Raw genomic sequence first — 11,731 nt, 5'->3', positions numbered from 1 at the left:
ATTACGCCTGTTCTGACTGATATTGCTGCGCCACCCAGTTTTGGTATTCGCCACTTTGTACGTTAGCCACCCAATCTTGGTTATCTAGATACCATTGCACGGTTTTACGCAAACCCGTTGCAAAGGTTTCTTGTGGTACCCAGCCCAAATCTTGTTTGATTTTACTCGCATCAATCGCATAACGTAAATCATGCCCTGGGCGGTCGGTGACATAGGTAATTAGGTCTTTATACTGCGCTACGCCTTCCGGTTTATTTGGCGCAAGCTCTTCCAGTAAATCACAAATCGCATGCACCACATCTATATTTTGCTGTTCGTTATGCCCACCAATATTATAGGTTTCGCCCACTTGCGCTTCAGTCAGCACTTGGTACAACGCACGAGCATGGTCTTCTACATAAAGCCAATCACGAATCTGCGCACCATTGCCATACACAGGTAAAGATTTACCTGCCAAGGCATTTAAAATCACCAGTGGAATTAATTTTTCTGGAAAATGGTAAGGGCCATAGTTGTTTGAACAATTGGTAATAATCGTGGGTAAACCATAGGTCCGATTCCATGCACGCACTAAATGGTCCGAACTGGCTTTACTGGCCGAATACGGTGAACTTGGCGCATATGGCGTAGTTTCTAAAAATAAATCGTCTGTGCCCTCTAAGTCACCATACACTTCATCGGTGGAAATATGGTGAAAGCGGAATGCTGTTTTTTTATTTTCTGCTAAAGCACTCCAATAGTGACGAGTGGCTTCTAATAATTGATAAGTCCCAATAATATTGGTTTCAATAAAGGCTGCCGAACCAGTAATCGAACGGTCGACATGTGACTCCGCGGCCAAATGCATGATAAGGTCTGGCTGAAAATCAGCGAAAATTTGATCCAGTGCAGCACGGTCACAAATATCAGTATGCGAAAATTGGTAGCGAGGATTGTTTTCAATCAGTGATAGAGATTCTAAATTACCCGCATAGGTGAGTTTATCGACATTTAATACATGGTTTTGTGTATTTTGAATAACATGGCGAATAACAGCTGATCCAATAAAACCAGCACCACCTGTAACTAAAATTTTCATACTTAACTGCACTTATATATTTTATAAAATAACATTTACCTTAATAAAGACTTAGAACAGCCTTTAAGTAAATTCTGAAAGAATTATATTTTACATAATTTCATAAACCATAGCATCTCCTCATTCACCTTTTTAACATCATATTTTTCTAATATGATGTGACGCGATGCCATCGCCATAGACTGAATTTGTGCTGGTTCAACAATCAAGTGCTGCATTGCATTGGCCAACGCATCTGCATTTTTTACAGGCACTTTAAACCCATTATGCCCTTCAACTACGGTTTCCTTACAACCCGGTGCATCGGTCGTAATAATCGCACGCGCCATAGACATCGCTTCTAACACAGAACGCGGAATACCCTCTCGGTACGAAGGCAACACAAAAACATTGGCCTGTGCAATTGCAACACGCACATCATCTAATTTCCCCCAATAATGAATGAGATCTTCTGCAATCCACGCATCAAGTTCAGCTTGGCGAATGGCTTTAGGATTTGCATCAATAAAGCCCACCAAATGAAATTCGGCTTTTGGGTAAATGCGTTTGACTTGCCGTGCGGCTGCAATATATTCAAGGATGCCTTTATCTTTTAATAAGCGAGCCACCATTAAAAAAATAGGTTTGGGTTGCTGTTGTTCACTTAAAACCAAAGGAGCGACAGCAAATTTTTCGACATCGACCCCTGAACCATTCACCACCGCAGTGGGAATATTGTTTAAATGACCGAGCGATTGGATTAACGCCAAATCATCTGCATTTTGAAAAATAACACGAGAGGCTTTACTTAAAGCAAAATGGAAGACTTGATCAAAAAATTTTTTAATATATTTAAAACCACCTTCACGATTATCTTGCTGAAAAGCGAATCCTAAACCACTCAATAATAGATAACGCTCAGGCACTTTGGCAAAATAGGCCGCGATGCTGCCATACATCACCGGCTTAATGGTGTAACTAAGCACTTTTTGCGGCTGAATTTGTTTTAAAATTCGGTATAAATCTAAAATTGTTTTCGTATCTGCAATGGGATTAGTGCCCATTTTTTGCATTGAAAAGGCATGTAATTGAAAGCCCAGTTTTTGAAAATGTGCTGCATCTTTGGGGTGATTTTGAATATTGGGTGCAATAATATGCACAGCATAGCCTCGTGCGGCAATCTCATTTAACAGATCACCACGAAAATTACGCACACTGTGTAAATCATTAGAAATAATACAAAATTTCATGAATTATTGAGCCGTATGCTTTAAATGCTGCACATACCACGGCATGGCTTGTTCAATACCTTGAGCAATATCAAAAGCCGGTACATAACCCAACAAAGTGGCAATTTTAGAAATATCGGCTTGAGAGTGACGTACATCGCCAGCACGAAAATCACGATAAATTGCGGTTTGGGTATAATTGACATGATTTTTTGCCAAAGTGTCTGTTAACATCGCAAATAACTGATTTAAATCGGTTCTGCCACCAACGGCAACATTATAAATTTGATTCAGCGCTGCAGTATTTTCTGTGGTTGCAGCCAATACATTAGCTTGTACAGCGTTGTCGATATAATTAAAGTCGCGACTGGTCGAACCATCGCCATTAATATACACCGGCTGATTTTGAATCATGGCAGCCGTCCATTTTGGAATCACCGCAGCATAAGCACCCTCAGGCGTTTGGCGTTTACCAAAAATATTGAAGTAACGCAGCCCAATTGAGTTGAAGCCATAACAACGCTGAAACACGTTGGCATACAATTCATTCACATATTTGGTCACCGCATACGGCGACAGTGGATTACCAATGTTTGGTTCTTGTTTGGGTAGCGCAGGATGATCGCCATAGGTCGAGCTACTTGCGGCATAAACAAAGTTCTGTACCTTCGCTTCTTTTGCCGCCACTAACATATTTAAAAAGCCATCAATATTAGAGGCATTGGTGGCAATCGGGTCTGCAATTGAACGCGGTACCGAACCAAGTGCGGCTTGATGCAACACATAATCCACATTGGCACAGGCAGTTCTGCAATCCTCTAAACTACGAATATCCCCTTGAATAAATTTAAAATTTTCCCATTGTTCGGGTAATACACTCGCCTGCACTTCATCTAAATTATGCTGAAAACCAGTAGAAAAATTGTCTAAACCGACCACGTGTTGATTTAATTTTAATAAAGTTTCAAGTAGGTTTGAGCCAATAAAGCCAGCAACACCAGTAATTAACCACATTTTCGGCTGACGCTGCAATTGCTCACAGCACTGTTGATATTGAGTCATTTGAGTTTCTCTATATTGCTTGACGATAAAGCGCCAACCATTGCTGCAACATATGCTGCATCGAATACTGGGCAATCACACGTTGTCGATTTTTCTGACCTAATTGGGCTTTTTCATTTTCAGATAATTGTAACGCGTTCTCCATTTTTTTGTGAAGCATTTGTGTATTTTGCGGCTCAACCAACCATTCTGGCTGCGCTAAAACTTCTTTCACACCGCCGCAGTCGGTTGCCACCACCACGCGTTCACAACTCATGGCTTCAGCCACCACCAAACCAAAACCTTCCCAAGCCGAGGCTAACACAAACACATCTGCCATCGACAACAAGGCGTTCACATCGGGCCTTGCACCTAAAAAATGAATTTGGTTTTGTAGGCCTAACTTATGGACTTGTTGCTCTAAGCCTGAGCGCTGTTCGCCTTCGCCCACAATAAACAGCTTGGCCTGTGGATGTTTTGCATGTAATAAAGCAAACGCTGCAATTAAATTTGGATAATCTTTGGCGGGATTTAAACGCCCCACCGCCATGAATACAGGCACATTATCCATCAACTGAAACTGCTGACGCATCTGCTGACGTATTTGGGGTGAAAATTGGAATTTTTGCGTATCAATACCATTAGTGACACTGACCGATTTTGTCGCCGAAAAGGCATTTTGTGCAACAAAAAAAGCCGTGGCTTCTTCACTCACATTGGTATTTAGATCACTGAATCGATCAGACAGACGATATAAAAATTTCCGTAACTGCCCGCCAATAGCTTTACTGTGTGCGGTAGAAATTAAATACGGAATTTGCAGATGAGTTCTTAATAACCGCGCAAAGACAATGGCATGGAACATATGCGCATGAACAACATCGGGTTGAAAGCGTTGTAACAATTGCTTCATTGCTTGCAGACTGTGCATCAGATTGGTAATACCATGAAAACCTAAATCAATCAGCTCAATGTCGTCTTGTTCAGGTCGAACAATCACCTCGCCTTTTAAATAGGCAATTTTAACCTGATGCCCCGCCAAAAAAAGTTGATCGGCAAGGCTGGTCACCACTTTTTCTGCCCCGCCCAATCCTAAGCCTGTTATTAAAAATAATATTTTCATTTTATGCTCTAAGCTTGGGCCAATAATTTTTGCCATTGTTGCACAATTTTTGCGGCCGAATAATCGGCAACGCGGTGTTGATTGTCTTTGCAAAGCTGACTGTAAGCCGAATATTCTAAGTGCATCATTTGTTCAAGGCCCGCGGCTAAGGCTTCAATATTTTCCGCTTCAATGAGAAGATTAGAGCTGTCTTTTAGAATTTCACGCGGTCCAATCGGACAATCAAAACTCACAATCGGCAAACCAAAACTTAAAGCTTCAAGCAACACCATGCCAAAACCTTCAAAACGCGAGCTTAAACAATACAGCGAAGCCTGTTGATATTCTGTAGAAATATTGGGGGTCGCAGCAATCCATTGCACATATGGATCAATATCTAAGCGCTTTGCCAGTTGTTTTAAGCTTTGCTCTTGCTCGCCACTGCCCACAATGCGCAAGGTCCAGTCAGAATCATTTTTGATCACTTGCTGCCAAGCCTGTAGCAATAAATCGAAGCCTTTTTCAGGACGCAAACGTCCCACCGCAAGCACAGTTTTCACGGCTTGAGTTGGCAAAGTCGCTGCAACATTAAAAGGTGATGGATTGGCAATCGTCACCATTTTAGCGCGAAGCTGAGCGATTGCCTGTTGCCATAATTCGGCATCTTTTGCAGTTAAAGTCACCACGGCATCACAATAACGCGCAGCTAAACATCGCCCAATCTGACGTAAGCGCAGCCCTAAATCGACATTAAAGGTAAAATGTTCCCAACAAATATGCTGCACCTTCAAACCGATTAACGCAGGCACAGTAAAAACGCAGGAAATACTATCCACCACCACCAAATGTTGAATGCAATGCTGTTTTACAAATTGGCGAATTTTCACCACAGTGGCAAGAAACTGCCGTTTCATCGACACAGCATGTGGATAGAGAGCATAGTTTTCGATGCGTGCATCTAAAGGAAAAAAAGGCGTTTCCCCCTGCGATAAATTTAAAATACAAACTTGCTCGCCTTCAGCCGCCAAACTATTGGCAATCAAAGTAGTAACGCGCTCTGTGCCCCCAGATAAGTTTAAATTACCAATTAAAAAGCAAATTTTGCCACTCATTTTTTTAAACCTACGCGGCGAAGATAACGATCTAGCAATAAAAACCACACGCCATACTTTAAAAATAAACGATTACCCCGATTCCGCAGTACATCCGCTTGAATTTTTTGCTGTTGAATTTGCATTTTTAATGCACCCCAACGGCGCTGTGCCGCGGCAAAACCATCGATATTCAACACATCCATAATATACGTTTGGCTAATTGCCACTAAACTTGCAGCAAGCTCGGGATGCTGCGCCAAGTGCTTTAAATAAAAAATCGGCACATTGCCTAAATCTTCCATATTTTTAGCAGATTTTGTGGCGGTAATGCCGGTTGGATTAATGCGATAATTGATTAACACGTCAGGGCAAAAATACACCGTTTTTGCTGCAAAAAATAAAAACGGCGTGGTGTAAGCATCTTCATAATTTTTGCCCACAGGAAAGCGAATATGCCCAAATAAACACGTTTTATAGACCCGCAGCCATGCAAACCACGCAGCACGATTCGAAAGCTCAAGCAAAATATCACGGTCGATTCCATGCAAACCTTGCTTTGACATCGGGTGCAAAAAAGGAAATTTCTGACCTGCATCATCTACGCGCTGCACGGCAAATTGAATAATGTCGGCTTCGGTTTGAATGCCCTTGAACACCTCGGCAAAATAATTGCGGTTGAGAAAATCATCTGAATCTAAAAACGCCACATATTCGCCACGCGCATGCGCAATGCCGGTATTGCGTGCGCCGCTTAAGCCCTGATTTTTTTGTTGAATAATCTTAAATTGACGGCGAACATCCTCGGGTTGCTGCTGCAAAAAACGTTTCGCTGTGGCAATCGCTTGGTCAGGGCTGCCATCATCGACAATAATGATTTCAAAGTTTGGCTGTGGCAATTGCTGACAAATACTCGCTAAGCATTGCTCGATATAGCGTTCAACATTATACACAGGAATGATCAAGCTTAGCTTCATCGGCAATTTCTCAGCGTTTGCAATAGGTGGAGGGCTTAAAAATACGAAGATGCGTATCTAAAATTAAACCGCGCTTATAAAAATAATTAAATAGGGTTAAAGATAAAATTTCAGTGGCTAAAATGGCAAAAATTGCCCCATATAACGCAAAATAATGGATTGCAAAAAAAGTGATCAGCACATTAAAGGCGACCAATAATAACGTTTTATGATGTAAATAATCATAGGCATTAAATTTAATTAAATATTTCTCTGCTACAGTCGACATGCCAGAAAACAAGGTCACAAACACAGCAATCACCAGTAAATCATTGACTTGCTGATACGCTGCACCATACAGCCACGCAATAATCCAATGCCCAAATAGCGCAAAAAAGACGGCTGCACTGGATGCAATCACAATGACCATTAAATTTAAGCGTGCCACCATATTTTGGCTACGTTCAAAATCTTTTTCGGCATAAATTTGGGTTAAAAAAGATGAAATAAAGGCATTCAACACAAAATAAAAACTACTGCCCAGCGTCATTGCCACCGAATAAATGCCTAAATCGTGCTGCGACTTCATGCCTAAAAATAGCTGTGACGTTTTGGTAAAAATAGCAATCGATAAACTATATAACACCAATTTACGCCCAACTTTCAGCACATAGCCACGGTAATGGGCTAATTTTGCGCCCATTTTTTGTGGATTGGACAGTTGTTTGCGCTGAAAAATGACGCGGCGCATTAAAAATGGCACTAAGGCAACCAACACAATCGGCAAACTTAAATAACTGACTGGAAGTTGCAATTTTGCAATCAAGAATCGCACCGTTAAGCTGACTACAATCGCCACCACATTACACATGGTGTTAAATTTTGACTGCAATGTGGCATTAAAATATAGGCTATAGGCAGTATCGTGCAGGGAAAAATACACGCCCATACAGGCCGCCACCGAAAAAATAAAGGTCAGTGCATCAACCGTTAAATATAAATAGAGCAACACCGCACTGGCAAAAAAGGCAAAAAAGACATTACGTAACGCACGGCTGGCATAAATTAAATGCTCACCTGTTTTACGGTTCTGACTGGTTTTTTGAAAAATTAAATTGTCTGAACCAAATAACGATAAAGTTTGCACAATGGCAAAAATGGAGGTGGCAAAGGTGAGCTTACCAAAATTGGCAGGCCCAATATAACGCGCCACAAACGAGGTCACAAAGATTAAACCAAAAATGGACAACAGCTTTTCAGCCATCATCCATATCGAGTTTAAATAGACTTTTTTAGACATAGTGCAACTTACAAGCGAATATCAACGCTGTCTTTATCCAGCACATATTTTAAATCGTATAACACAAAATTAGCTTTGCAGAGTTTGGCAATATCTTCTCGGTTGAACGCTTTAAATTGATGATGCGCCACCGCCAACACCACTGCGTCGTAATAATGCTGTTTTAATTCAGTGCTTAATTCCAAATTATATTCGTGTTTAACTTCAGCAGCATCCACCCACGGATCATAAATATCGGCTTGAATGTGATATTCCTGCAACTCGTGAATGATATCGATAATACGGGTATTACGAATATCAGGGCAGTTTTCTTTAAAACTTAAGCCTAAAACTAAAACTTTTGCGCCTTCCACCTGAATGCGTTTTTTCAGCATGGTTTTCACCAATTGAGTCACCACATAGGCGCCCATGCCATCATTTAAACGGCGGCCGGCCAAAATAATTTCAGGATGATAACCAATCGCCTGCGCTTTGTGGGTTAAGTAATACGGGTCGACGCCAATACAATGCCCGCCCACTAAGCCTGGACGAAACGGTAAAAAGTTCCATTTGGTACCTGCCGCTTTTAACACATCTTCGGTATCGATGCCCATTTTATTAAAAATCAGCGCCAACTCATTAATTAAGGCAATGTTGACATCGCGCTGGGTGTTTTCAATCACTTTAGCCGCTTCGGCAACTTTAATACTTGGCGCTTTATGCGTGCCTGCAACAATAATCCGTTGATACACCGCATCGACAAAGTCGGCAATTTCAGGGGTTGAGCCTGAGGTAATCTTTAAAATATTGGTGACACGGTGTTCTTTATCCCCCGGATTAATCCGTTCTGGGCTATACCCTGCATAAAAATCTTGGTTGAAGATTAAACCTGAATTTTTCTCAAGTACAGGAATACAAACTTCTTCGGTTGCCCCCGGATATACGGTCGACTCATACACCACGATGTCGCCTTTTTTTAGCACTTTGGCAATGCTTTCAGAGGCTTTAATTAATGGCGTTAAATCGGGTTGTTTTGAGTCATCAATTGGGGTTGGAACGGTCACAATAAAAAAGTTACACGCGTTTAAATCGTCAATTTGGGTGGTGTAACCTAAGTGCTGCGCTTGTTGTAATTCTTCAGATGAGGTTTCAAGGGTATGATCTTGACCATTTTTGAGCTCATCAATGCGTTTTTGCTGAATATCAAAACCAACCGTTGCAATCGTTTTACCAAATTCGACCGCAAGTGGCAGTCCCACATAGCCTAAACCGACAATCGCGATTTTAAGTTGATCTTGTTGCAACATAAACTGTCCGATCCTAAAAAGTTAAAAATAGCCAAATCAATAGCCGCAATCATAACAGAAATGACTTTTCTTGTTCGGATAAAAACAGCCAAACTGAAACAGACTTTTGACATGGGTTACAGTTTTAAAACACGTTTTATCTCTTTCATCCACAGCTTTATCTGAAAATATTTGGACGTTTAGTTACAATACGTTATATGCTAATCAACGAAGTAATTGGCCGTGCCAATCGCTTATTTACACCATAAATCAATTTGGACATCTCGACCCATGAGTAAAGCGTTACCCGTTGCGATTGCGGTTATTTTAGGTGGAGCAGCCCTTGTTCCTATCTACTATGCCACTCAACACCCATCTTCAAGCGACAAAAAAGAGCTTTCAACCAAACCTGTTGATGTGATCAGTTATGTAGAAGGCTATAAAGTGGGTAGTCAAATGCCTGCCGATGTGGCAACCGATCATTTTGCTGATGGCGTTCGCGATGGTCAAAAACACGATAAACCTGCCTATAACGATGAACAGTTGAAACAAGCATTTATTGCCTACCAGAAAGAAATGCAAAGCAAAGCCAACTCGCTAGAAGAGCTCAATAAAACCTTCTTGGCCAACAATGCAAAAAAACCGGGTATTAAAACCACTGCGTCTGGCTTACAGTATCAAGTGTTAAAAGAAGGTACAGGCAAACAACCTACAGTTAATTCGACGGTTAAAGTGAATTACGAAGGTAAATTAGCCGATGGCACTGTTTTTGACAGCAGCTTTAAACGTAATGAGCCAGTTGAATTCCCATTACAAAATGTCATTCCGGGTTGGAAAGAAGGCATTCCACTGATGAAAGAAGGTGGCAGTATCATGTTATATGTGCCTGCAAACCTTGCTTATGGTGAACAAGGCAATCCAGCCATTCCACCAAACAGTGTCTTAATTTTTAAAGTTGACTTGCTTCAAGTTAAATAAAACTCTTATTATGGCGCGCTTTAAACGCGCCATAATGCTTTTAAGGATATCAATAATGAAAAGAATACTTGGACTATCATCTTTGCTGATTTGCTCTAGCCTTTGGGCGGAACCATCTCAAACGCTCACCGAGAAAAAAACAAATACCAATACAACTTTCGAATCAACATCTAACAATAGACCAGAGCATTCAACCAAACCTATTGATATAATCAGTTATGCAGAAGGTTATAGAATCGGTAGTGAAATGCCTGCCGATGTTGCAACGGATTATTTTGCTGATGGTGTTCGCGATGGTCAAAAACACGATAAACCTGCCTATAACGATGAACAGTTGAAACAAGCATTTATTACCTACCAGAAAGAAATGCAGAGCAAAACCAACTCGCTAGAAGAGCTCAATAAAACCTTCTTGGCCAACAATGCTAAAAAACCAGGCATTAAAACCACTGCGTCTGGCTTACAGTATCAAGTGTTAAAAGAAGGTACAGGCAAAAAACCCACACGAAATTCGACGGTTAAAGTCAATTACGAAGGTAAATTAGCTGATGGTACGGTGTTTGATAGCAGCTTTAAGCGCAACGAGCCTGTTGAATTTCCACTCAAAAATGTAATTACTGGTTGGCAAGAAGGTATCCCTTTAATTAAAGAAGGTGGCAGCATCATGCTGTATATCCCTGCAAAATTGGCTTATGGCGCAGAAGGCAATGTGTCTATTCCGCCAAACAGCGTTTTAATCTTTAAAGTTAATTTACTTCGTGTCAAATAAATCCCTATAGTATAGAAACTGTTAATTACCCATTATTTAGGATCTCAATAATGAAAAAAACGCTTAGCTTAAGCCTTGCCTTGGTTTGGTTTACGTCAACTACATGGGCCGCACCAAGCATTAATGCAAAAAGCTCAATGAACGATCAAGCCAGTTATAGTTTTGGCTTTTTATTGGGTAAAAATAATATCGATGCGATTAAAGGTCTCAATTTAGAGGCATTCACCCAAGGGCTAGGTGCTGCTGCGAATAATCAACCCCCAGCACTGTCTGAACAACAAATGGGCAATGCCTTAACTGAATATAAAAAACAAGCCGAAGCCCGAGATTTACAAACACATCAGCAGCAAGCGCAAGTCAATGCTAAAAATGGTGCAGCATTCTTAGCTGAAAATGCGAAAAAACCCGGTGTGATTACCACAGCATCTGGCTTACAGTACCAAGTCTTAAAGGCAGGTACTGGCACAAGCCCGAAAAAAACCAGTTCTGTGACTGTCAATTATGAAGGTCGTTTAATTGACGGCACAGTGTTTGATAGTTCTTTTGCTCGCCAACAACCTGCGGACTTTGCAGTCAACCAAGTGGTTTCAGGTTTTGCAGAAGGTTTACAAACCATGAAAGAAGGTGGAAAAACACGTTTCTTTATTCCGGCGAAACTCGGTTATGGTGAAATTGGCGCAGGCGATGCCATTGGCCCCAATAGCACTTTAATTTTTGATGTGGAACTGTTGAAAGTTAAATAAGCGGTGGTGTTTCAAAAAGTATGCTGGCATTAGACGGATCCATTGTTGATATAAAAGAACACTAAATCAAACGCTTTGAAATGATTCTCAAGCTTTTTGGAGAAGTTACAGCTTCTCCTAAATCCTCGCCTGATGCGATGCCTCAATCGACAATTATTTCCTTCAATACCCACAGTGAAAAACTTACCAATCAATTGTTT

The 11,731-nt window shown here is 41.0% G+C and carries 12 protein-coding genes; 3 read left to right on the top strand and 9 right to left on the bottom strand.

Translation table 11 applies throughout. The features are described 5' to 3' along the window. Position 1 precedes the first annotated feature (1 nt). The 8 genes from rfbB to tviB form a co-directional block, all read right to left on the bottom strand. Complete coding sequence (rfbB, locus tag I2F62_RS08775) at positions 2-1,078, bottom strand: dTDP-glucose 4,6-dehydratase (RefSeq protein ID WP_324626640.1); 1,077 nt, start codon at positions 1,076-1,078, stop codon at positions 2-4. An 83-nt stretch (positions 1,079-1,161) separates the two neighbouring features. After that, complete coding sequence (locus I2F62_RS08770; RefSeq protein ID WP_324626639.1) at positions 1,162-2,307, bottom strand: glycosyltransferase family 4 protein; 1,146 nt, start codon at positions 2,305-2,307, stop codon at positions 1,162-1,164. A gap of 3 nt (positions 2,308-2,310) precedes the next feature. After that, positions 2,311-3,348, bottom strand: coding sequence for an NAD-dependent epimerase/dehydratase family protein (locus I2F62_RS08765; RefSeq protein ID WP_324626638.1), 1,038 nt, complete (start codon positions 3,346-3,348; stop codon positions 2,311-2,313). A 10-nt stretch (positions 3,349-3,358) separates the two neighbouring features. Continuing rightward, on the bottom strand, positions 3,359-4,486 hold the full coding sequence (locus I2F62_RS08760) for a glycosyltransferase (protein WP_324626637.1): 1,128 nt from the start codon (positions 4,484-4,486) through the stop codon (positions 3,359-3,361). Then, on the bottom strand, positions 4,459-5,541 hold the full coding sequence (locus tag I2F62_RS08755; protein WP_324626636.1) for a glycosyltransferase family 4 protein: 1,083 nt from the start codon (positions 5,539-5,541) through the stop codon (positions 4,459-4,461). The genes I2F62_RS08760 and I2F62_RS08755 overlap by 28 nt, the downstream gene beginning before the upstream one ends. Further along, a complete protein-coding gene (locus tag I2F62_RS08750) occupies positions 5,538-6,497 on the bottom strand; it encodes a glycosyltransferase family 2 protein (RefSeq protein ID WP_324626635.1) in 960 nt (319 codons plus the stop codon). Before I2F62_RS08750 ends, I2F62_RS08755 begins: the two co-directional genes overlap by 4 nt. Positions 6,498-6,507: 10 nt before the next feature. After that, entirely contained in the window at positions 6,508-7,776 is a 1,269-nt protein-coding gene (locus tag I2F62_RS08745) for an oligosaccharide flippase family protein (RefSeq protein WP_324626634.1), read from the bottom strand. Positions 7,777-7,784: 8 nt separating this feature from the next. Next, the gene (gene tviB / locus I2F62_RS08740; RefSeq protein ID WP_324626633.1) at positions 7,785-9,062 is read right to left on the bottom strand and encodes a Vi polysaccharide biosynthesis UDP-N-acetylglucosamine C-6 dehydrogenase TviB; all 1,278 of its coding nucleotides are present in this window, start codon (positions 9,060-9,062) and stop codon (positions 7,785-7,787) included. Positions 9,063-9,332: 270 nt separating this feature from the next. Here tviB and I2F62_RS08735 point away from each other — a divergent pair, with 270 nt between their 5' ends. The 3 genes from I2F62_RS08735 to I2F62_RS08725 are packed head-to-tail and all read left to right on the top strand — an operon-like array spanning position 9,333 to position 11,531. Further along, complete coding sequence (locus tag I2F62_RS08735) at positions 9,333-10,019, top strand: FKBP-type peptidyl-prolyl cis-trans isomerase (protein WP_324626632.1); 687 nt, start codon at positions 9,333-9,335, stop codon at positions 10,017-10,019. Positions 10,020-10,074: 55 nt separating this feature from the next. Then, the gene (locus I2F62_RS08730; protein WP_324626631.1) at positions 10,075-10,788 is read left to right on the top strand and encodes an FKBP-type peptidyl-prolyl cis-trans isomerase; all 714 of its coding nucleotides are present in this window, start codon (positions 10,075-10,077) and stop codon (positions 10,786-10,788) included. Between the two features lie 50 nt (positions 10,789-10,838). Further along, positions 10,839-11,531, top strand: a complete 693-nt coding sequence (locus tag I2F62_RS08725) for an FKBP-type peptidyl-prolyl cis-trans isomerase (protein ID WP_324626630.1) — start codon at positions 10,839-10,841, stop codon at positions 11,529-11,531. A gap of 29 nt (positions 11,532-11,560) precedes the next feature. Here the strand turns inward: I2F62_RS08725 and I2F62_RS08720 are convergent. Next, positions 11,561-11,731: IS1 family transposase (locus tag I2F62_RS08720; RefSeq protein ID WP_324625973.1), on the bottom strand; the 171-nt coding region annotated here is incomplete at its 5' end.

The sequence above is a fragment of the Acinetobacter sp. MD2(2019) genome (assembly GCF_035615615.1).
GTDB lineage: Bacteria > Pseudomonadota > Gammaproteobacteria > Pseudomonadales > Moraxellaceae > Acinetobacter.
Note: the sequence above shows the minus strand (reverse complement) of the source record. Positions and strands in the feature narration are given on the sequence as shown.